Source organism: Peribacillus sp. NPDC096540 (assembly GCF_050278525.1).
Taxonomy (GTDB): Bacteria; Bacillota; Bacilli; order Bacillales; family DSM-1321; genus Peribacillus.
Genome location: NZ_JBNNTG010000024.1, coordinates 76,103 through 97,182 on the forward strand (window position 1 = coordinate 76,103; position 21,080 = coordinate 97,182).

19 protein-coding genes and 1 pseudogene are annotated in these 21,080 nt (G+C 37.7%); 12 read left to right on the top strand and 8 right to left on the bottom strand.

Features of this window, described 5'->3' with window-relative positions:
• Window positions 1-54 precede the first annotated feature (54 nt).
• The 3 genes from ACQKMR_RS19285 to ACQKMR_RS19295 all read right to left on the bottom strand — a co-directional run bounded on the left by ACQKMR_RS19285 (window position 55) and on the right by ACQKMR_RS19295 (window position 3,904).
• Complete coding sequence (locus ACQKMR_RS19285) at window positions 55-1,386, bottom strand: hemolysin family protein (RefSeq protein ID WP_427698756.1); 1,332 nt, start codon at window positions 1,384-1,386, stop codon at window positions 55-57.
• Window positions 1,387-1,669: 283 nt separating this feature from the next.
• A complete protein-coding gene (locus tag ACQKMR_RS19290) occupies window positions 1,670-2,779 on the bottom strand; it encodes a histidine kinase N-terminal domain-containing protein (protein ID WP_427698757.1) in 1,110 nt (369 codons plus the stop codon).
• 246 nt (window positions 2,780-3,025) lie between these two features.
• Window positions 3,026-3,904: a cation diffusion facilitator family transporter gene (locus tag ACQKMR_RS19295; protein WP_427698758.1), complete on the bottom strand. Its 879-nt coding sequence runs from the start codon at window positions 3,902-3,904 to the stop codon at window positions 3,026-3,028.
• 876 nt (window positions 3,905-4,780) lie between these two features.
• On the opposite strand from ACQKMR_RS19295, the gene ACQKMR_RS19300 reads away from it, so the two are divergent.
• Window positions 4,781-4,900, top strand: coding sequence for a hypothetical protein (locus ACQKMR_RS19300; protein WP_427698776.1), 120 nt, complete (start codon window positions 4,781-4,783; stop codon window positions 4,898-4,900).
• Here ACQKMR_RS19300 and ACQKMR_RS19305 read toward each other — a convergent pair.
• Window positions 4,866-5,543: a universal stress protein gene (locus ACQKMR_RS19305; RefSeq protein WP_427698759.1), complete on the bottom strand. Its 678-nt coding sequence runs from the start codon at window positions 5,541-5,543 to the stop codon at window positions 4,866-4,868. The genes ACQKMR_RS19300 and ACQKMR_RS19305 overlap by 35 nt on opposite strands.
• Window positions 5,544-5,879: 336 nt before the next feature.
• Here ACQKMR_RS19305 and ACQKMR_RS19310 point away from each other — a divergent pair, with 336 nt between their 5' ends.
• The gene (locus ACQKMR_RS19310) at window positions 5,880-7,856 is read left to right on the top strand and encodes a transglycosylase domain-containing protein (protein WP_427698760.1); all 1,977 of its coding nucleotides are present in this window, start codon (window positions 5,880-5,882) and stop codon (window positions 7,854-7,856) included.
• A gap of 149 nt (window positions 7,857-8,005) precedes the next feature.
• Here the strand turns inward: ACQKMR_RS19310 and ACQKMR_RS19315 are convergent, their stop codons facing one another.
• Window positions 8,006-8,314: a hypothetical protein gene (locus ACQKMR_RS19315; RefSeq protein WP_427698761.1), complete on the bottom strand. Its 309-nt coding sequence runs from the start codon at window positions 8,312-8,314 to the stop codon at window positions 8,006-8,008.
• Between the two features lie 182 nt (window positions 8,315-8,496).
• Between ACQKMR_RS19315 and iadA the strand changes: the two genes are divergently transcribed.
• The 6 genes from iadA to ACQKMR_RS19345 all read left to right on the top strand — a co-directional run bounded on the left by iadA (window position 8,497) and on the right by ACQKMR_RS19345 (window position 17,064).
• Entirely contained in the window at window positions 8,497-9,672 is a 1,176-nt protein-coding gene (gene iadA / locus ACQKMR_RS19320) for a beta-aspartyl-peptidase (protein ID WP_427698762.1), read from the top strand.
• A 775-nt stretch (window positions 9,673-10,447) separates the two neighbouring features.
• Complete coding sequence (gene pdhA, locus ACQKMR_RS19325) at window positions 10,448-11,560, top strand: pyruvate dehydrogenase (acetyl-transferring) E1 component subunit alpha (RefSeq protein ID WP_427698763.1); 1,113 nt, start codon at window positions 10,448-10,450, stop codon at window positions 11,558-11,560.
• Window positions 11,560-12,543 (top strand): alpha-ketoacid dehydrogenase subunit beta, encoded by a 984-nt coding sequence (locus ACQKMR_RS19330; RefSeq protein WP_427698764.1) that lies wholly within the window; start codon window positions 11,560-11,562, stop codon window positions 12,541-12,543. Before pdhA ends, ACQKMR_RS19330 begins: the two co-directional genes overlap by 1 nt.
• A 30-nt stretch (window positions 12,544-12,573) precedes the next feature.
• Entirely contained in the window at window positions 12,574-13,839 is a 1,266-nt protein-coding gene (locus ACQKMR_RS19335) for a dihydrolipoamide acetyltransferase family protein (RefSeq protein ID WP_427698765.1), read from the top strand.
• Window positions 13,840-15,264 (top strand): dihydrolipoyl dehydrogenase, encoded by a 1,425-nt coding sequence (gene lpdA, locus ACQKMR_RS19340; RefSeq protein WP_427698766.1) that lies wholly within the window; start codon window positions 13,840-13,842, stop codon window positions 15,262-15,264.
• A 420-nt stretch (window positions 15,265-15,684) separates the two neighbouring features.
• Window positions 15,685-17,064 carry an amino acid permease gene (locus ACQKMR_RS19345; protein ID WP_427698767.1) on the top strand — a complete coding sequence of 460 codons (1,380 nt, stop codon included), beginning with the start codon at window positions 15,685-15,687 and terminating at the stop codon, window positions 17,062-17,064.
• Between the two features lie 96 nt (window positions 17,065-17,160).
• Here the strand turns inward: ACQKMR_RS19345 and hisC are convergent, their stop codons facing one another.
• Window positions 17,161-18,273: a histidinol-phosphate transaminase gene (gene hisC / locus ACQKMR_RS19350; protein ID WP_427698768.1), complete on the bottom strand. Its 1,113-nt coding sequence runs from the start codon at window positions 18,271-18,273 to the stop codon at window positions 17,161-17,163.
• Window positions 18,274-18,445: 172 nt separating this feature from the next.
• Here hisC and ACQKMR_RS19355 point away from each other — a divergent pair, with 172 nt between their 5' ends.
• Window positions 18,446-18,913 carry an Lrp/AsnC family transcriptional regulator gene (locus ACQKMR_RS19355; RefSeq protein ID WP_427698769.1) on the top strand — a complete coding sequence of 156 codons (468 nt, stop codon included), beginning with the start codon at window positions 18,446-18,448 and terminating at the stop codon, window positions 18,911-18,913.
• Between the two features lie 149 nt (window positions 18,914-19,062).
• Here ACQKMR_RS19355 and ACQKMR_RS19360 read toward each other — a convergent pair whose 3' ends face one another.
• Window positions 19,063-19,461 (bottom strand): carboxymuconolactone decarboxylase family protein, encoded by a 399-nt coding sequence (locus tag ACQKMR_RS19360; RefSeq protein WP_427698770.1) that lies wholly within the window; start codon window positions 19,459-19,461, stop codon window positions 19,063-19,065.
• Window positions 19,462-19,579: 118 nt separating this feature from the next.
• Between ACQKMR_RS19360 and ACQKMR_RS19365 the strand changes: the two genes are divergently transcribed.
• The 3 genes from ACQKMR_RS19365 to ACQKMR_RS19375 all read left to right on the top strand — a co-directional run bounded on the left by ACQKMR_RS19365 (window position 19,580) and on the right by ACQKMR_RS19375 (window position 20,854).
• The gene (locus ACQKMR_RS19365; RefSeq protein WP_427698771.1) at window positions 19,580-20,008 is read left to right on the top strand and encodes an Lrp/AsnC family transcriptional regulator; all 429 of its coding nucleotides are present in this window, start codon (window positions 19,580-19,582) and stop codon (window positions 20,006-20,008) included.
• 332 nt (window positions 20,009-20,340) lie between these two features.
• Window positions 20,341-20,559 (top strand): sigma-Y antisigma factor component, encoded by a 219-nt coding sequence (locus ACQKMR_RS19370; RefSeq protein WP_427698772.1) that lies wholly within the window; start codon window positions 20,341-20,343, stop codon window positions 20,557-20,559.
• Window positions 20,540-20,854, top strand: a complete 315-nt coding sequence (locus tag ACQKMR_RS19375; protein WP_427698773.1) for a YbjQ family protein — start codon at window positions 20,540-20,542, stop codon at window positions 20,852-20,854. The genes ACQKMR_RS19370 and ACQKMR_RS19375 overlap by 20 nt, the downstream gene beginning before the upstream one ends.
• 31 nt (window positions 20,855-20,885) lie before the next feature.
• Here ACQKMR_RS19375 and ACQKMR_RS19380 read toward each other — a convergent pair.
• A pseudogene (locus tag ACQKMR_RS19380) lies at window positions 20,886-21,080 on the bottom strand (IS110 family transposase); the annotation flags it as partial.

Sequence of the window (21,080 nt, forward strand, 5' to 3'; positions counted from 1 at the left end):
CATTTCAAAAAACAGCCTCGTAAAATTTACTTTTACGAGGCTGTTTTTTATTCGTTATCCTTGAGAAAGGTCTTCTTCAAGAGGTAGCTGTACGACCTTTTTTGTCACTTCAATAAAACGAATGGCGTGATCTTCCATTTCAATCACTTTAAAGCAAAATCCGTCTTTTTCCATGATGTCGCCAACATTTACATCATAATTCTCCGTTAAAACCCATCCACCGATTGTATCAACATCATCTTCTTCTAAATGAATGCCGAGTAAGTCATTCACTTCCTTTACAAGAAGTTTAGAGTCTAAAATATAGTGGCCATCATTAATTTTTCGGATGGATGCGACTTCATCAATGTCAAATTCATCGCGAATTTCACCAACGATTTCCTCTAGGATATCTTCAACCGTGACGAGACCGGAAGTACCGCCGTACTCATCCATCAAGATCGCCATATGAATGCGCTCTTTTTGCATTTTAAGCAGTAAATCATGAATCGGAATATTTTCCATGACCCGAATTATTGGACGAGTATAATTTTCAATTGATATGTTTTGGATTTCTCGGTTCTTAATAAGATCTGAGAAAACTTCCTTTAAGTTGACTAAACCGATAACATGGTCTTTATCACCTTCGACAACAGGGTACCGAGTGTATTTTTCCAGTTTGGCCACATCGACGAATTCTTGTACTGTTTCATCTTTTGAGATGGTTAGAATCTCCGTCCTTGGGACCATGATTTCTTTGGCAACACGGTCATCGAAATCAAAAATGTTACTTACATATTTAAATTCTGACTGGTTAATCTCTCCACTTTTATAGCTATCTGAGAGGATGAAACGCAATTCTTCTTCTGTATGGGCAATTTCACTTTCAGAAGCAGGCTTGAAGCCAAACAATCCGACAACAAAACGAGAAGAATGATTTAATATCCAGATGAAAGGAAAGGCAATCTTATGGAAAAAAATCAATGGTTTGGCAATAGCCAAGGTCACTTGCTCAGCTTTTTGGATGGCTACAGTCTTGGGCGCCAATTCACCCACTACGACATTTATGAACGTTATTAAAGAAAATGCAATAATAAATGTTAAAATATTTGTTATTTCCGCTGGAAAATGTAGTGCCCCAAATAAAGGTTCTACCAATTTAAGAATTGTTGGTTGTCCAAGCCAGCCCAGTCCAAGGGCAGTCACGGTAATTCCAAGCTGTGTGGCTGATAGGTATTCATCAAGATCAGATGTTACCTTTTTGGCCGCAATGGCTTTTCTGTTGCCTTCTTCTATCAATTGATCAATTCTTGAGCTTCGCACCCTGATAATAGAGAATTCTGAAGCCACAAAAAAGGCAGTTAAAGCAATTAAGATTATTACTAATAAAAAACTTAAAATGTCCAAATAGTGTGGGACTTAATTGAATCGTTAGATATGTCGAACGATTTAATTTTCCCAGTCACCTCCCAAAACCAAGAATGAATGAAATGTTGTTATCGTATCAAATGTTAGATGAAAAATAAATATCGTTTTGACTAGTATGGAAATTTATGATGGTTTTTATTTTCAATCTATAGGGTCATTCACCTCGATTAGTAGTGAAACCTAACTATTAGTATAAGTAACTATACTTGAATCAGTCAAAAGTTTTACACTAATGAGCCATGGAAATAACGGATGTTATACTTTATTTTGTTTTTATTTGTATTGAGAAAGTCGTTAAGAAATCTGTTGAATGGCATGTTAAGGTTCCTTGATGTTTTAAAACAATCTCTTTACAAACGAATAGTCCTAATCCTGTACCCCTCTTTTTAGTTGTAATAAACGGTTCGAAAATATTTGGTAGAACCTCATCAGGTATCTTTGGACCATTGTTTGAAATATTTAAGGATAAAATGCCGGATGGTGATTCTGAGCCGGAAATGTATATGGACGGTGAAGGCATTCCCGCAACCACATCAAGAGCATTTAAAATGATATTTAGTAAAACCTGACGAAATTCCTCTTCAGAACCAGAAATCACGGCATCATCAGCGATATTACATGTTATTGAAGCATTTACTTCCAAAATGCTAGGATATAAAAATTCAATCACTTCATTTACTAGCTGGGCGATAGAAAATAGATCTGGTTGTGATTCAAAAGTTTCTTTCTTTGAGATATTAAGAAACTGAGTAATCCGAAGATTGAGCTGATCTAATTCTTTTGAGATAATATCTAGGTATTTTATCTCAGGCTGTTCTGCTTGTAATAATTGAATGAATCCCATGATGGAAGTAAGTGGATTTCTGAACTCATGGACAAAGCTTGAGGTCATTTGGCCTAGGAGTGTCAAACGGTCTTTATGGTTAGGGCTAATAAACTGATATTGTTCTTCAAGCTCCTTCGTTATTAATTCGGTAAAATAGGATAATGCAAAATGAATGAGTTTATCGAAGTAAGCATTTATTTGATGAATTAGATTGGCTACTTCTTCTTTAGTTGCCTCAGAATTTAGTACATGATCAATGATGATGGATCTACCGGTAGCCACAGTGGCACAGAAATTTTCCATATTTAACTGCTTTTTAATTCGATCAGACGCAATTTTTTCTCCTAAGACCTTCAGTACATCTCCTATGTCAGTATCTGATTTTCCAAGCTGATCCATTAGCAGGTTAAAAATATTTTCTACTTCTCCTTTAAAATACCCTATATTTCCATCCGCTAAATGCAATAGCTCTTCATTCCATTTGGAAATGATACTGCTCTTTTGAGAAGATAAAAAGTGAATGGTCATTTCTCGATTAGATACCATTTTGCCCTCCATACTGTAGGAAAATGAATTTTCTTTGAGCTTAAGATTTATGGGTTTGAATAAAATTACAGAATATCAAAATAATTACATTGTGTTTTTATGATAACAGATTAGTGTTCTTTAAACATGCGTCAATTGGGTAAATATTCGGCAATTAAGTGGGAAATACCTTTTTTTGACACTCTTTTATTACTGTAAGTATAGGTTTTTTAAATATAAAAAAGGCATCCGTAAAATAAATGACGGCTACCTTTTTTTCGGAAATATATATGGTTCGATGTGAACGATCACATATTGAATATTATATTCATTTAAAAGGTTTTCCTCGATTTTCACCGTAATATCGTGGCTTTGGATGACTGTCAATAGTGGGTTAACATGAACTGTAGCTTCGAGTAGAATTTCACTCCCATGCATACGGGCTTTAATTTCACTCATGTTTTTAACACCTTCGGTTAATAAAATGGTTTGTCCGATCTGTTGCAGTAGCTGCTCGTCAAAACCATCGGTTAAAGAGATAGAAGCATCACGGAAAATATCCCAAGCTGTTTTGCAGATGATGATTCCAACCACTAATGCAGCTATTGCATCTAGCCAAAAAATCCCTACCTTAGTACCTATAATTCCTATAGAAGCACCAATACTGACCAGAGCATCAGAACGATTATCCTGTGCAACTGCATAAATGGAGGCGCTGTTGATTTTTTTGCTTAATGCTAAGTTGTAGCGGTAAATCCCATACATAAAAATTGCGGAGAATATAGCTACATAAGCAGTCAGCATATTGGGAACCGTTGTTGAATCTTGATTGAAGAAAGATTTTACAGCACTGAAAATAACCTGCAGACCAACTGTAACCATAATGAAGGCAGCTACTAACGAGGCTACAGTTTCCACACGCAAATGACCATACGAATGATTATCATCAGGTGGTCGCTTAGATATTTTTAAACCAATCAATACGGCCATGGAAGCGATGATGTCGGTTGTGTTATTTAAACCATCTGCCCAAAGTCCCTTTGAGTCTCCAAAATAACCAAATGACAATTTAAGAGCAGACAAGAATATGTAAGCGGCAATACTGATGTAGGTGCCTTTTTCAGCCGAAGTTGAATGTTTATCCATGTCTATTCCCTTCCCCAGTGTAAATTAGCCTTAATAAAGATATTTAAACAAACCTTAGTGAGTCTATAGAAAAATTGTCGTATTTATCCATATAATTTGGTTAATAGCAGGTGTATGGAACAGATTAAAGAAGTTGGGTAAAAGAAAAAATATAGCCATTATAAGGGAAAAGAAGGTTATTATAGTATTTGCATTTTCTTGTCTTATCATTTAAAGAAACTAGTAGTATATTCTAACCGAGGATTAAAAATTAAATACTTCAACAAGGGAAGCCAAAAAGTCTGAGAGTGAACTGTTGAGTTGAGACAGTATGAACCTGATAGTTAGTACTAGCGTAGAGATGGAGTTTTGGATACAAGCAAAACTGGGCAGTCATTACCGCTCAGGTGTTGATTTTTTGTTTGCGCAAATAGCAACAAGGTAGGGAAATTATAGACAATTTTTTACTTTTAGAGAAGGAAGAGATATGATCAAAAATAAAACGCTATTTATGACAGAGGTTGCTATTTTTTGCTTCATTAGACTTACAATTTAGTCTCTGTGTTTTTTTTTTCAAGAATCTGGCCAAAAGGAGGCTCGATTTCAATAGCCATGGTACCATGTTTTTTATAGCATTTCGCTGGGGAATTAAGTGGAAAGTTGACCTGATTATTATTGGGGCTTTTTGCAGATTGGTACGGCATGAACTATGAAACCTGTACAAGGGTTTTTTGGTTATTTTCTGCCTTTACGGTTATCAGTATATCCGGGTTATTCATGAACAAGTTTGTAAGTAACTATAAAGAGGAAAAGCGTATGAAAGCGAAAATTGTATGGAATTGGCGGCATGTTTGCGGGTAGTTTCTTGAGGTTTCTTTGTCATTTTATATAAGAACCGTGTATTTTGGTTCTGCGTCGCCAAAGTGGAGGCCTGTAGCCATTTATTCATTCATAAATAATGTGACTTATATGCTGATCAATTTTATTTTATCGGCACTTGTGGTAATGAAGCTATAATTCGGCTGCTTCTAAGGTGTTGCTGAAAAAAGCCTATTAAAAAGAAGCTAGATTCCTTATAGAATCCGGCTTCTTTTGAGGAATATCCAAATAAAGCACAAGAATGAGCAGGCTCCTTTTTACTTTGCAATAAATACCGAACAGGGAGCGTTTTTCGCAATGGAACTACTTGTACTGCCAAGAAAGAATTTTCTAGCCCGCTTTTAGCGCTATTACCGACAACGATGAGGTCAGCCGCAGTTTTTGCTGCATAGTCGCATACGCTATCTGGCGCATGACCTTCCAATATTTCGAATTTCCCCTTGACTTGACATTCACTTAGCAATCTAAGTGTATTACTTTCTGCGTTTTGAACACTATTTTCGAAAACGGAATAGGTATCATTTGTCTTTTGATGTTCTGATTGTTCAACCTCCACAACGGGATGTGTTTGGACGGGGGCTACATAAAATCCTGCAGAAGGTACGAGTCCCGGGGCGGATGCGTTTCCTATAATACGCTGTTCAACTTTATCATTTAGAACATGAACAACGGTCAGCTCAGCTTTAGGAAAAGCCTTTTTCAATGTTGCTCCATATTCTACTGCCCGTTTACTCTCTTCATTTCCATCATAAGCGACGACAATATGTTTTAATTCTTCCATTAATATCATCTCTCCTCATTTTCAATGTCTTTAAAAGTGTTATACCCACTTTTGGATGGCTTCACGCCTCTTGGTTGTGTATATTGATCACAAACACATGTAAAGGAGAAGTAGAAAGCTTGCGTGAACAGGCAAGGATGAATCCGAGGTCTTCAGTTGGTTGATTTGTTTTCTTATCGCTTAATAAGAGAAGGGAATTCCTGGAGTAACCGGTTATAAGAAAAAAGATGAGGTGACATCATGCTTCGCCTTTTATTTAATCGACGAGTTTTCTTTAATAAAAAGGGTAAAATATTATTAATGTAACATGTCGTAGATGGGAAAATGGGGGTTCAAATGAAAGGGTTAGTGAAAATAGGTCTGATAATAATATTGGTAATGGCAGTTTTTTGTGCCGGTTTACTATTTTATTTCAAGCAAGGTGCAGATATAAGTCTTCTTCAAAATCAACTTCAACAACCGACAGGGATCTATGATCTCGACGGGAATCTTGCCAGTACTATTACGGCAAATAAATCTGAAGGTGTTGCAATAGAGGAAATACCAGATCATATGAAACAAGCGGTTGTATCCATTGAGGATCATCGTTTTTATGAACATCATGGCATTGATTATCAAGCAATTTTGCGTGCATTAGTTAAAAATGCGAAAGCTGGAAGCATTGTCGAAGGAGGGAGTACGCTTACCCAGCAGCTTGTGAAGATTACGATGCTGGAATCGAATCGAACTCTGAAACGGAAGATAGAAGAGTTTTTTCTAGCTCAGGAAGTCGAAAATGAGTATACAAAAGATGAAATTCTAGAAATGTATTTGAATCGAGTCTATTTCGGACATGGGGCATGGGGAATCAAAAAGGCCGCAAATATTTACTTTTCCAAGGAAGTCTCAGAATTGACCGTCGCAGAGGGAGCATTGCTTGCGGGTGTCATTAACCTGCCATCCAAACTTGATCCGTACAAAAATTTAGACGGTGCAGTTAAACGACGTGACTTAGTTCTTTCGAGAATGGCAGAACACGGGTATTTGACGGAAGATGAAGAAACTGCGGCAAAAAAAGATGAGGTGACTCTTCATCAGGGTGGGCAAAATACTGATCCATTAAAAGGAAAGTATCCCTACTTTGTCGACCATGTTCTATCTGAGGCATCCAGTAGGTATGGAATTGAGCTCGAGGAGTTGCTTACAAAGGGGTACAAAATTTACACAACTCTAGATCAAACCATGCAACAGGCTACAGAATCAGTTTATGCCAATGATGCTAATTTTCCAGTTGGGACAAGTACAGACGAATTGGTACAAAGCGGGGCAATCCTTCTTGATCCGAAAACAGGTGGAATCAAAGCTTTGGTTGGCGGCAGAGGTAAACATCAATTCATGGGATATAACCGGGCAACCCAATTGACGAGATCTCCTGGTTCGGCCATTAAACCGCTTGTTGTTTACACGCCAGCAGTTGAAGAGGGTTACGATATTACCACTCCTTTAAAGGATGAAAAAATGAGTTTTGGGGAATATGAGCCAACAAATCTAAGTGGTATATATAAAGGAGAAGTACCGATGTACGAAGCGGTGATGAATTCCTTAAACGTACCTACTGTATGGCTATTAAATGAAATCGGTATCGATAAGGGATTGGATTCACTCAAGCGGTTTGGGATTCCATATAAAAAAGATGACCGAAATCTTGCAATTGCTTTAGGGGGCATGGAGAAAGGGGTCTCCCCGCTTCAAATGGCCGGAGCCTTTTCCGCATTCGCCAACGATGGAAAACGGATGGAGTCGCATGCTATTGTAAAAATAGTAGGTATTGATGGAAAAGAGTTAGCATCCTGGGAGGAAAAAGCCACAAAAGTAACCTCTAAGGCCGTCGTCGACAAAATGAATACAATGCTGCTTGGTACAGTAGAATATGGAACAGGAAAAAATGCAGCTGTTTCCGGTTATGAAATAGCAGGTAAAACAGGATCAACACAAGTTCCAATCGAAGGGATTTCAGGGGTTAAAGATCAATGGTTTATCGGTTATACACCTTCATTAGTTGGTGCTGTCTGGGCTGGATATGATACGACTGATGAAAAACACTATCTAACCACACATAGTAGTCAGGGGAGTGCGCTCATCTTTCAAAAAATAATGTCGCAGGCTTTACAAAATCAGGCGTCACAATCTTTTAAGACACAAGATATAGGGCCGCTCATAGCTGAACAACAGACAAAAGAAGAAGAAGTGCAAAGAAATCAATATTGGATTGACAAAGGTAAACAGATTCGGGAAGGATTGAATAAATGGAAAGACTGGGAAGTCCCATGGTAAATATCTAAAGGGAGCATGGATTACATGCTCTTTTCTCGTTCAATTCAGTCACAAAAAAAGACTGTCAAATTGTTGACAGCCTTTTATTGCGCCGATCACCATTAAAATGGTTCTCATTTTATACACCCTCTTCTATACGTAGTTAGAATTTAAATGTTAACTGTTTGGTTCGATTGATAACCCAGTTTACTTGAATCATTCTTTTTGCATATAGTCTGTACTTTTTCGAGCATAGCTTGTACATTCTTGCCTTCTAGTATGACTTTCATAGTTACACACTCCTGAAGAATGAGTACAAAAGAGACAAATGTAGAGAGTTTCTTGGCATCGACCAATTTATGGTTGCAGATAAAATAGATATTACCTTTAAATTCTTTTGTAACTTGATATAGGTTCATAATTTGACGCATAGATAATCGTTTATTTGTTTTAATATCCGAGGAAATTACTTTATTCATGTTGTATACTCCTTTAGTGTTTTTATACTTTTAGCAAGCATAATCAAAGTGTCAGATTAGCCACAATTTAAAGAACAACTATCATTATCCTTATTTGTAATTGTTAGCGGGTTATGCTGTATATTTACCCGTGAGAATGATTTTAAAACCTAAAATTTCAGCTTTTGAAGGGAGAAGGGAAAATGCTTAAACTCATCAAAAATGGAGAGATTTATGGACCAGATTTTATGGGGCAAAAAGATATCCTATTGGTTGGAAAGCAAATTGGTTACATTAAGGATCAGATTGATGTACCTGTTGATTTTGTTGAAGTGGAAGTGATTGATGCAGCTGGTAAAATTATTGTTCCAGGTTTTATTGATGCACATGTCCATATCATCGGCGGAGGAGGAGAAGGAGGCTTTAAAACAAGGACTCCTGAAATTCAGTTAACCGATGCCACGTTAGCTGGTATAACGACATTAATCGGAGTCATCGGAACAGATGGAACGACAAGAACGATGCCAGGGTTGCTTGCTAAAGCGAGAGCTCTTGAAGAAGAAGGAATTAGCTGTTATGTTCAGACCGGTTCGTATCAAGTACCAGTCAAGACTCTTACAGGGAAAATTGAAGATGATTTAATTTTAGTGGATAAAATTATCGGGGTGGGCGAAATCGCTATTGCCGATCATCGTTCCTCGCAGCCGACTTCAGCGGAATTGGCAAAACTAGCATCACAGGCCCGTAATGGCGGACTTTTGTCTGGGAAAAGCGGAATCGTCAACATTCATGTAGGTGACAGCCAGAATCATGTACGGGTAATCGAAGAAGTCGTGGAGACAACGGAAATACCGATCACACAGTTTTACCCGACGCATATTAACCGCAATCCGCATTTATTCAATGCAGGGGTAGCATTTGCAAAAAAAGGCGGCTATATTGATTTTACGACTAGTACCATCAAGAAGTTCCTAGAAGAAGGGGAAGTAAAGGCAAGTACAGCGATCAAACGAGCACTCGATGAAGGCGTTGATATTCGGCAAATCACCCTCACTTCAGATGGACAAGCGAGCCTGCCTGACTTCGATAGCAACGGAAATCTGCGCGGCTTGAACATTGGTACGTGTATGTCCTTATATGAAGCAGTTGTCGATGCGATTCTCAAGGACGGAGTCACTATAGCCGATGCAATCCGTGTTGTGACTGAAAATCCGGCAAATATTTTAAAGCTCGGTAACAAAGGGCGGATGGAGGTAGCTAGAGACGCCGACTTAATTATAGTAAACAAAGAAACATTTGAAATAGATACCGTAATCGCGATGGGACAAATTATGGTAAAAGATGGATTAGCGGTCGTGAAAGGAACATTTGAAAAATAGGAATCATTCCCGTATCCTCGTAGCGGGAAAGGAAATAAATCTCTCCTACATTATAAACTTTGATTTACGGTTGGTAACACGGCCTTTAGCATACATAGCTTCGTTATCTTTGCTTTCTTAAAGTTGCATTTGGCGGTGCTGCTTAACTGATTTATCAAAACTCTTCGATTAATCAAAATGAAAATGGTTTTATACAACTGAAAATTTAAAAAATACCTCCAAAGGCTCGCAATTCTAACTCGGAATGTTTCTCCTTTATTTGAAATCATCTGTTGTTTCGAGTTCAAACTCTCCGTCCTTTAAAATTTACATATTGATTGGCCGGATTCTCAATTAGATGCTCGAAAAAGGTAGGAAAGCCGTTGAGGGAAGAATGGAACATCAAGTTGTACTTGTTCCATTCTTTTTTTTGTGCGTCAGAATGGGTGCAATTTATAGGGGACGCGCCCCGAATCAATCGAAATTATATCTATTAAGTTGAAGAAACTATAGTAGTTTGATTTGGATTTTTCCATTAATGGTGCGAATTTTCAAAATGAAGGTAAAGTATACGATAACGCATTCTAAATAAAGGTAATATACAAAAAATTCATTCTATTTAACATATTATTAAAACCCTTGATGTATTATCCTTTTATATAAGCAAATATAGTTTATGAAAAAGCATTTATTTACAAACATAAAAGACCAAAGAAAATTTTTGGGCTGTTATTTCATGACTGTTCAAATCCTTGGTAAGTTTGCTCATCAAATCTATCTTAAGGGGAGAAATGAAATGGAAAAGACGGAAAACCCAATTTTGAAAGCGCATTCAGAAGAGATTTTACCGGAAATGTATCGTGTATTAGCTCCAAATGGAGAGATTATTGAATCAATTGATGAAAAAATTGATAAATCACTCATGCTTAAGATGTATGAGAGTATGCTTTTGCTCAGAATGTTTGACCGTAAATCAGTTAATCTTCAGCGACAAGGAAGAATGGGGACTTATGCACCCTTCGAGGGGCAGGAGGCATCTCAAATTGGCAGCGCTTTAGCATTATCGGAGGGTGATTGGATGTTTCCGACTTACCGTGATCATGCAGCGGCAATTATTCATGGACAGGAGATGTATCGTGTTTTTCTATACTGGATGGGACACGTTGAGGGTTCAATGTGTCCGGAAGGAAAACGAACTATGCCTCCTTGTGTTCCTATTGCGACTCAAATGGTTCATGCGGTAGGTACGGCTTGGGCAAGTAAGCTTAAAGGAGAAGAGAATGTAAGCATTGCTTATTTTGGTGATGGTGCTACTTCTGAAGGGGATTTTCATGAGGCACTGAATTTTGCCGGTGTATATAAAACCCCAACAATCTTTTTCTGCCAAAATAATGGCTACGCTATCAGTGTGCCTTTTGAAAAGCAATCTGCTTCTGAGACTATATCTCAACGTGCTGATGCGTATGATATCCATGGTGTTCGTGTAGATGGAAATGATATCTTTGCAGTTTGGCTGACTGTAAAGGAAGCAGTCGAAAGAGCGCTTAAAGGTGAAGGTCCTACTTTGATTGAAGCCATTACCTTTCGATATGGTGCCCATACTACTGCAGACAATCCAAATATATATCGTAATCAGGAGGATATTTCAACATTCTGGCGGGAAAATCGTGATCCGATTACACGTCTTAAAAAGTTTTTGATTAAAAAGGGATTCTGGAATGAAGAGCAGGAGGAAATGGTGTTAAAACAAATTAGCGAACAGATTGACATTCACCTCCAAAAAGCAGAAGAGTACCCTAAAGCCGACCCGCTCGATATGTTTAACCATGTTTATGCTGAAGAGTCATGGCACATAAATGAACAGCAGCAAGAATTGAAACAAATCTTAAAGAAGGATGTGAAGAAATAATGAGCAAGCATTTAACTATGATTCAGGCTATTACAGAAGCAATGGACCAAAAGCTTGGTCAGGATGATCGCGTGATGATCTTAGGTCAGGATATTGGAGTAAACGGCGGAGTTTTCCGTTCAACGGAAGGCCTATTTGAGAAGTACGGAAAGGATCGAGTTGTAGATACGCCATTAGCTGAGGCTGGAATCATCGGATCTGCAATTGGCTTAGCTCTTAATGGAATGGTTCCCGTGGTAGAAATTCAATTTCTTGCATTTATTTATCCAGGATTCGAGCAGATTGTTTCCCATGCTGCCCGTATGAGATACCGTACTCGGGGACAATTTGGGGTGCCCCTTGTTATCCGTACGCCTTATGGTGCTGGAATCAGAGGTCCTGAGCTTCACTCCGAAAGCGTCGAAACCTTCTTTGCCCATACTCCGGGTTTAAAGGTGGTTGCACCTAGTAATCCATATGATGCAAAAGGACTACTCATTTCTGCCATCGAAGATCCTGATCCGGTAATCTTTTTGGAGCCGACTAAATTGTATCGAGCTTTTAAGGAAGAAGTTCCTAAAGAGATGTATCAAATACCAATTGGTCAAGCGAAAGTGGTTCAGGAGGGAAGCGACTTAACCATTTTTGCATGGGGAGCTATGTTAAGAGAAGCATTGAATGCCGCGAAAAAGATCGAAAATGAAAAAGGGTGGAAGTGTGAAGTAGTCGATCTTCGAACACTATACCCGTTAGATCGGGATACGATCGTAAAATCCATAAAAAAAACAGGTCGTGGATTAGTCGTTCATGAAGCTCATAAGTCATCCGGATTAGGTGCGGAGATTATCTCTATTATTAATGATGAAGCCCTTATTTACCTTAAAGCCCCTATTAAGCGTGTGACAGGATTTGATGTTCCGGTTCCGCAGTTTTCAGTAGAAGATCATTATCTACCTACTGTTGAACGTGTAAAACAAGGGATAATGGAAACGATTTCATTTTAATTAATGAATAAGGGAGAAGGAGGAACAAGCATGGTAGAATTTAAGCTTCCTGATGTGGGTGAAGGGATGCATGAAGGAGAAATTATCAAGTGGCTCATTAAAGAAGGAGAATCAGTAACGCAGGACCAACCGATAGTAGAAGTGCAAACGGATAAGGTCAATGCGGAATTGACTGCCCCAGCAACGGGCGTGGTCAAGAAAATATTCTTTACTGAAGGGGATATTGTAGAAGTAGGAACCACTATATTTACTATTCAAGAAGAGAACGATATTTCTGTTCCGGAAAAATTCGTTATTGAAAAAGAACCCCTGGTAATGCAACCTGCTGATGTAAAAGGAAATTCGGAGCATATGACAAGTAATCAACATCTTGAGACAGCTCGTGTGTTGGCTACTCCATTTGTACGTCAAATGGCGAGGGAAATGAAGGTTGACATCCAGCAGGTTAAAGGTTCTGGGCCTGCTGGACGAATAATAGAAAGTGACTTGCAACAGTTTATAGAAAATAATCAAAATAAACGGGTCAATGCCAATAACAACGATAATAAAATACTTCAAGATGCAGCTCCTATTGAAACTGTTCAGGAAAAAGAGTTAGAAGAGCGGATTCTGCTTAAGGGTATTCGTAAGAAAATCGCTGAACATATGGTAAAGTCGGTCTCGACCATTCCGCATGTAACACATGTAGATGAATTAGAAATGGATAGATTAAAGGAATTAAAAGATCAATTAAAGACGTATTCAGACGACAAGGATATTAAATTGACTTTTTTACCATTCTTCGTCAAGGCCATTGTTATCGCACTAAAGGAGTTTAAAACATTAAATGCTTCAATTGATGAAAAGACAAATGAAATGGTCTTGAAAAATTATAATCATATTGGGATTGCCACGAATACGAACGATGGTCTCATTGTTCCTGTTATAAAAAATGCAGATCAGAAAACAATTTTCCAGCTAGCTGATGAAATTAGAAAAATGGCAATCCAAGCTCGAGAAGGGAAATTGAGCTTAGAGCAGATTACTGGCAGTACATTTACCATTAGCAATGTTGGACCAATCGGTGGGTTACATGCAACCCCAATCATTAACTATCCCGAAGCGGCAATTTTAGCGTTGCATAAAATGGAACCTCGCATGGTAGTTCGCGATTTAGAAGGTGTTATCCGCTTGATGATGAATATGTCGTTATCTTTCGATCATCGTTTAATTGATGGCGTAACAGCGGTACGTTTTACAAATCGGATTAAGGAACTACTGGAAAATCCAATTCTTTTAGTTGTGGAGATGAGATAAATGGTAGTAGGGGAAGTTGCTATTGAAACAGATGTTATCATCATAGGAGGAGGTCCGGGAGGATATGCTGCAGCTATTCGTCTCGGACAGTTAGGGAAATCGGTTATTCTAATTGAAAAGGATATGCTGGGCGGTGTTTGCCTCAATCGGGGATGCATACCTTCGAAGGCTCTAATACATACAGCTGATCAATTTCATAGGCTTAACGATTTTGAAAAAATGGGAATTCAACTATCTCAAGAGAAAACAGCAGTTGACTTAAATGTTTGGCAGGATTGGAAAAAGGGCATCATTTCTCAGTTGAACCAAGGGATTTCCCACTTATGTAAAGAAAATGGAGTAACGGTGGTGAAAGGTCAAGCAACCTTTTTATCTGATGACCGCATAGGAGTGGAAACTGATGGTGATTTTGAAACCTATAAGTTTGAACATGCAATTATAGCGACAGGGTCTAGACCGTTTATTCCTTCGTTCCTTAATGTAGATGGAAGATATATTTTGGATTCGACAACATCTTTACAGCTACAAGAAGTTCCACCTAGCTTGTCGATTATCGGCGGAGGCTATATCGGTATCGAAATGGGTATGGCTTTTGCAAAGTTAGGTACTCAAGTAACAATTATTGAGATGGCTAATCGTATTCTCCCCCAGGTTGCCGACAACTTGGTCAAGGAAGTAATCCGTAATGCTAAGAAGCTTGGGATAAATATTAAAACATCTACAAGGGTAGAAAAAGCGATTGTGGAAGATGGACAAGTACACCTTCATGTTTCCTCTGAAAAGAATGGGACGGAAGTGATTGTGAGCGAGAAAACACTGGTTACAATTGGAAGGATTCCTAATACTCAAGAGATTGGTCTAAATCAGGCTGGCATTACGATAGACGAAAAAGGCTATATAGCAGTAAACATGGAATGTCGTACTAATGTTCCACATATCTTTGCTATTGGTGACATTACACCTGGTCCAGCTCTTGCTCATCGAGCGTCTAAACAGGGAATTGTGGCAGCAGAAGTAATAGGAGGTTTGCCAAGTGCAATTGACTCCTCTTTTGTTCCCTATGTAATCTTCTCAGATCCACAAATTGCAGGGGTAGGCTTAAGCCGTGAGGAAGCGGAACAACAGGGATATAGCGTCAAAACTGGGAAATTTCCATTCAGTGCCAACGGACGGGCGCTTGCAACGAATGAAACAGAGGGGTTTGCAGAAGTGATCGTGGATGCTAAAAGCCACATATTACTTGGAATGCATATGGTTGGCGCTGATGCATCCAACCTCATAGGTGAAGGAGTACTGGCCCTTGAATTGTCAGCTCGTGTAGAAGATATAGCTCTGAGCATGCATCCTCATCCAACTTTGACCGAAAGTTGGTTGGAAGCGGCTGAAGCAGTTTTGGGGCATGCAATCCACATTGTAAATAAGTAAGTAAATAGAAGAAATTATTTTATTTATTAGGGGTTACTAATACATATAACAATGTAATCCCTAATTAAGTGTGTTCTAGATAATAGATAAGAGATAGAGATAGAGATAGAGATAGAGAGACTAGGCTTAGTGAGCCCATCTTTACGTTAACAGTAAATCTAGATCCGTATTAATTTATTAGTCCAATGACTCTATTTCCGAACTTGGAAATACACCATTTTTCCAAGTGGAAATTATTTGCCTGAAGCTATCCTTCTTGTAATATTTACGATAAACTTTAGCTTGCATCTTTTCATGTTTCCACTCCTTTGTCATAACGACGGTTGATAAGAATCTAACTTATCAAGTCGCTATTCAATAACTAAAAATAGTGATTAATATTTAGTACAAAAAATTAATAGAATAAAGGAGGAATAAGCAATGGAATCAAATAATGGGTCACTACAAAAGAAGTTGTTGCCGCGACATATTAGCATGATGGCAATGGGTGGAGCCATAGGTACTGGGATTTTTAAAGGAAGTTCTGAAACCATATCGTTAGCAGGACCAGGAGTTATCTTTACTTATATGTTTGCAGGATTATTACTTCTTGTGGTTATGGGAGCTATAGCAGAAATGGCAATCGTCTATCCAAATACAAATATGAAGGGTTTTGTTCAGAAAGCATTTGGTAAACGTAGTTCCTTCATTATAGGCTGGATGTATTGTTTTATGTGGCTTTCCGTATGTGTCATTGAGGTAGTAGTGGCAGGAAGTTTCTTGCAATACTGGCTTCCATCTATCCCACTTTGGATATTAAGTTTAGGTTGTACTGCCTTAATCATTGGAATTAACATGATGAATGTTAAAAATTATGGAGAATTCGAATTTTGGTTTGCAGGAATTAAAATTACAATGATTATAGTATTTATTCTCTTAGGAGCTAGTATTTTATTTGGAATTATCCCAAGCGGCGAAACTAATTATCTAGAAAACTTCTCAGAGCACGGAGGTTTTTTTCCTAATGGATGGATGTCAATATTTTCAGCATTGCTAATTGTTATGTTTTCTTACGGCGGTTCTGAATTAATAGGAGTAACAGTAACAGAAGCAAAAGATGCAGAACGTATTTTACCTAAGGTTATTAAAAGCTATATTTGGAGAGTTATATTATTTTTCACCTTACCGATACTTGTAATTTGCGGTTTAATTCCTTGGAACGAAATTAGTGACCAGTCAAGTCCGTTTGTTCAGGTATTGTCAATGTCAGGCTTTCAGGGATCTGCCCACATTATGAACTTTATTTTAATTACAGCTGTCTTATCTGCAGCTAACTCTGGAATATATGGTTGTACACGGATGTTGCATTCTTTAGCTGCGGAGGGGGAAGCCCCAAAGTCTTTCTCTTATGTATCGAAAAATGGCGTTCCATTATATAGTTTATTACTAAGTGCCGTTGTATTAATCGCGGGCTCCATGATTACATACGTTGCACAGGACAAGGCATTTACCTTATTAATGGCGTTTCCAGGTTTTGTGGTATCACTAGTATGGATCAGTATTTGTTTAGCACAGCTAAAACTTCGCAATTCATATCCCAAAGCACCGAGCTTTAAATTGTGGGGCTTCCCGTATGTAACATTGTTTACAGTAATTACTTTAAGCATCATTTGTGTCATGTTTGTGTTTAGTGAACAGAATCGGGTCAGTATCATTGCTTGTCTTATTGTATTGGCTGTATTAATCGCGATTTCGATCCTTAAATTTAAAAGTGTGGATGAACAGGAAACAACTATAAAAGAAAAGACCATGGTTAAATAAATCCACGTAAAAGATACGACATGGGCAAAGGGCGTCTATGTCGTATCTTTTATGATTTATCAATCCTTGATTATTTTGCAGCTATATTTCGATATGTCATGTACTAAGCGTTTTATTGATTACATTTTGTAAGGATTTTATGAATCTCTCATTTTCAAGTGGAGTACCGATGGTCACGCGTATAGTATTTTCATAGCCAAGTAAATGACCAGATCGGATGATGACCCCTTGTTTTAATAGCTCCTCAAAGACGTCCCTGCCAGGATGATTTAGTTTGACCATTATGAAGTTGGCATGAGAAGGAAAGAATGTTAATCCCAACTCGCTTAGTTCGTTTTCTAAATATCTTCTTCCTTCCTCATTCTTACGAGCACATTGTTCCACAAATGTAGGGTCGTCCAGAGAAGCGAAGGCTGCTACCTGTGCTAAGCGATTGGTATTAAATGGTTCTTTCACTTTAATTAGCTCTTGTATGATGGAAACGTCCATTAAACCGTATCCGATCCTTAATGCAGCCAATCCATATATCTTTGAAAAAGTACGTAAGATGACTAGGTTTGAATTTGTATTTAGAAATGGTAAGGTTTCTAAATATTCTTCATCCTCAACATACTCATAGTATGCTTCATCAACGATTAGTAAAATATGTTTTGGCACCTTCTCGATAAAAGATCTTAACTTTTCTTTTTGAACGATCGTTCCTGTTGGATTATTGGGATTACAAACAAAAATCATTCTTGTTTTTTCAGAAATGGCCTCATACATGCCCTGGAGGTCATGTACGCCATTAATAAGAGGTATCTTTACAGGTGTGCCACCGTCGATCAATACATTCGTTTCATATCGTGGAAATGTAACGTCAGCCATAATGACTTCATCATTTTGTTGAATGTAGGTTCGTGTTAACAAACGTATAACTTCATCAGAGCCATTGCCTAAGATAATATTATCTTGGTTGACATTTAATTTCCTTGCTAACTTTTCAGCTAATGACGGTGCCATTCCTTCAGGATAAAAGGAGGTTTGCTCCATTTCGATAAGCATGGACTCTTTTGCTAGGGGTGAGCAACCATATGGATTCTCATTGGATGCCAATTTAACGATACTTTCAAGTCCTAGTTCGCGTTGCACTTCTTCAATTGGTTTACCGGAAACATATGCGCTTAGGTTTTCAATGTTTTTTCGAACTGAAATTTTTGTGAAAGTCAATGCAAGTTCCTCCCTTTGATAAATTCTGAATTTTCTTTTTCTATTAATAATTTTAATGATAGAATAATAACTGTTAAATTTACATACAAAAAAGAATGTATTTTCTGCTTTCCATACACCATTTTAAAGAAATATAAGCTTATATTCCTTCATTATGAAAGGCGGTCGCTTCATGGATGAAATAGATGTCAGATTACTAGAACTTTTACAATTAAATGGACGTATTACGATTAGTGAACTATCAAAGAAATTGGCTCTTAGTCGTCCTAGTATTTCTGAACGTATGTATCGCTTACAAGAAAAGGGGATTATAGAAGGGTTTACTGCCAGAGTTTCACCACCGGCAATAGGAAGAGGTGTACTTGTGTTTATTCAAGTCAGTGAACTTAAAGTTTCTGTTCCCGATTTTGAGCAATTAGTCAAAGATGATTTAGACATTATTGAGTGTCATCGTGTAACAGGAACAGTAGGATATTTTTTAAAAGCAGCTTTAGCTGATATGGACAGCATGAGAATTCTTATAGATCGATTAATACCTTATGGACATTTAAATACTTCTATAGTTTTAACGTCCCCAGTGCCTTCTCGCTCCATTCTTCCAAAGATTAATGAGTTAGAAGATCAAGGTGCAAAATCCTAGATTGAAATTAATCTTCAAAGCTATTAGATACCAATACTATTACAAGTCGAACATTACTAAATTAATGAACAAAGACGTTATGGAAATCAACTGCTTAGTATGAATCTTTTACAGAAAGGAACAAGGCAAATGCCAGTTCCTTTTTAACATTATTTTAAATCCATCAACGCCCCGAAATATTGCTGTGCAGTTGTAAAACAAATGAAGGCTAATAGTTCCGATATCTCTTCATCGCTAAATACTTCCTTTAACACTTCAATGAATGTTTGCTCCGTTTTTTCGCGTTTTAGGAGAAATACCTCTGCAAAAGCTAATGCATAGCTTTCTTTAATATCGTCTGGTTTCAATGGCCGTCCTTTTGCTTGACAGTATGCGCATCCGTTACCATATGCAAGAACCCTTCTGACATTTTCCTTTAATTCCTTTGAAAGTTTCCCATCTGCAGATATACACTCTGAAAGGTCCAACCATTTAAGTAAAATTACCTCCGAATGAAATAATTGTTGAAACGGACTAGACCCGATAGCTGAATTTTTTATTCTTGTCATGAACATCTCCCCTTTGAGATAATATTAAGATAAAAATCCAAATAAATTAATTGCATTTGTAAAGTATTTAAGAGTAATAATATATAGATGGAAGAAAAAGAAAGGGAATACTATTTATATGAAAATTGATAAAAAAGATCGTAGCATTCTTGATGAATTAACGATAAATAGTCGGGTTTCTATGAGGGAACTGGCAAAGAAAGTGAATTTGTCTGCACCCACTGTTACAGAACGGGTTCGGCAGATGGAGTCTTTCGGAATTATAAAAGGGTATGTTGCCGAGATTGATCATAAAAAGATTGGTTTTCCGATTGAATGTATCGTAGAAGCAACAGTGAAGAATGGGGAATATGACCGATTCAAGAGCTATATTGCCAAGCTTCCGAATGTTGATTTTTGTTTTCGAATTGCCGGACAGGCTTGTTATATGCTGAAAATCCATAGTGAAAGCCTACCAAAAGTGGAAGAGTTCATTAATCAGATAATCCCTTATGCTACAACTGTGACACATGTGATTCTTTCCGAGGTAGAGCGGAATCAGGATTAATATTTTTCTTTCTTGTGAATGAATTCATTCACTTAAAAGTCATATAAGTATAAATGTTATGGCTAATGGAGTGGAGTGAGTAAGTACCAATGTTTAAGTGGAGACACATAACAATAATCAAGCATGGGATGATGTTCTGGAAGCGTAAGGGCTTTTACAATATGCTATACGTGTTCCAATCATCTTGAAGCATTCATTATTACGGTTTTTCTTACGAAGAAATAGCGCTGATATTCTATTTCATCGGCCTGGAGTATTTTTGAATCTCCAAGTTATGACCGTGATATTAGCGGTTATTATACGTTTATATTAAAGGAAGGCGAAGATGAGTCATGAGTAGAATTGAAATAAATGTTTTGATTGTGTGCGGGCTGATTTTATTAGCACAAAGCATGTATTTATTTATCGACGCTAGAAAGAATGGCTTCAATCATTGGATATGGGGAATTCTGGGTTTGATTCAAGCCCCTGTGCCACATATTCTTTACTTGATAATAAAAAAAATCAGAAAAAAGGAAGAGGATGAACTATATGATTATCGTGACTACTAATACCGTTCCGGGTAAAGAAATAAAAGAACTTAAAGGGCTTGTTAAGGGGAATTCTGTCCAATCAAAGCATATTGGAAAAGATATTATCGCGGGTTTACGGACGATTGTCGGTGGAGAAATCACTGAGTATACAGAAATGATGAAAGAAGCAAGACAAAAAGCAATTGGCAGGATGGTGGATGAGGCGAAAGAAAAAGGGGCGAATGCCATCGTTGCGATGCGCCTAGAAACCTCAGCAATCATGCAGAATGCTTGTGAAATTATTGCTTATGGCACTGCAGTTCATGTTGAATGAAAATAGCTTTAATATAAAGGTCTATTATCAGAGGTACAAAATTGCTTTCAATAAGTCCGCATCTTAGAAGCTTGGCAAGCCATTCGGCATCTTTTACATCAGTTTTACGCCCTGGAACATTTTTGACATGTCTGGCATTGGCAAGAACAAGGTGAAAAGATCCTTCGAGAATATTCCATATTGGTTTCCAGTAGACTCCGGTACTTTCCATCACAACATCGGATAC

Bases quoted from the DNA above. Each gene is read 5' to 3' on its own strand.
- pdhA (WP_427698763.1), top strand. From the start codon at position 10,448: ATGGAAAAGACGGAAAACCCAATTTTGAAAGCGCATTCAGAAGAGATT.
- ACQKMR_RS19355 (WP_427698769.1), top strand. From the start codon at position 18,446: ATGGATGAAATAGATGTCAGATTACTAGAACTTTTACAATTAAATGGA.
- ACQKMR_RS19335 (WP_427698765.1), top strand. From the start codon at position 12,574: ATGGTAGAATTTAAGCTTCCTGATGTGGGTGAAGGGATGCATGAAGGA.
- ACQKMR_RS19345 (WP_427698767.1), top strand. From the start codon at position 15,685: ATGGAATCAAATAATGGGTCACTACAAAAGAAGTTGTTGCCGCGACAT.
- ACQKMR_RS19310 (WP_427698760.1), top strand. From the start codon at position 5,880: ATGAAAGGGTTAGTGAAAATAGGTCTGATAATAATATTGGTAATGGCA.
- ACQKMR_RS19360 (WP_427698770.1), bottom strand. From the start codon at position 19,461: ATGACAAGAATAAAAAATTCAGCTATCGGGTCTAGTCCGTTTCAACAA.
- ACQKMR_RS19375 (WP_427698773.1), top strand. From the start codon at position 20,540: ATGATTATCGTGACTACTAATACCGTTCCGGGTAAAGAAATAAAAGAA.
- ACQKMR_RS19295 (WP_427698758.1), bottom strand. From the start codon at position 3,904: ATGGATAAACATTCAACTTCGGCTGAAAAAGGCACCTACATCAGTATT.
- ACQKMR_RS19365 (WP_427698771.1), top strand. From the start codon at position 19,580: ATGAAAATTGATAAAAAAGATCGTAGCATTCTTGATGAATTAACGATA.
- ACQKMR_RS19370 (WP_427698772.1), top strand. From the start codon at position 20,341: ATGAGTAGAATTGAAATAAATGTTTTGATTGTGTGCGGGCTGATTTTA.
- ACQKMR_RS19305 (WP_427698759.1), bottom strand. From the start codon at position 5,543: ATGGAAGAATTAAAACATATTGTCGTCGCTTATGATGGAAATGAAGAG.
- ACQKMR_RS19330 (WP_427698764.1), top strand. From the start codon at position 11,560: ATGAGCAAGCATTTAACTATGATTCAGGCTATTACAGAAGCAATGGAC.
- iadA (WP_427698762.1), top strand. From the start codon at position 8,497: ATGCTTAAACTCATCAAAAATGGAGAGATTTATGGACCAGATTTTATG.
- ACQKMR_RS19290 (WP_427698757.1), bottom strand. From the start codon at position 2,779: ATGGTATCTAATCGAGAAATGACCATTCACTTTTTATCTTCTCAAAAG.
- lpdA (WP_427698766.1), top strand. From the start codon at position 13,840: ATGGTAGTAGGGGAAGTTGCTATTGAAACAGATGTTATCATCATAGGA.
- ACQKMR_RS19315 (WP_427698761.1), bottom strand. From the start codon at position 8,314: ATGAATAAAGTAATTTCCTCGGATATTAAAACAAATAAACGATTATCT.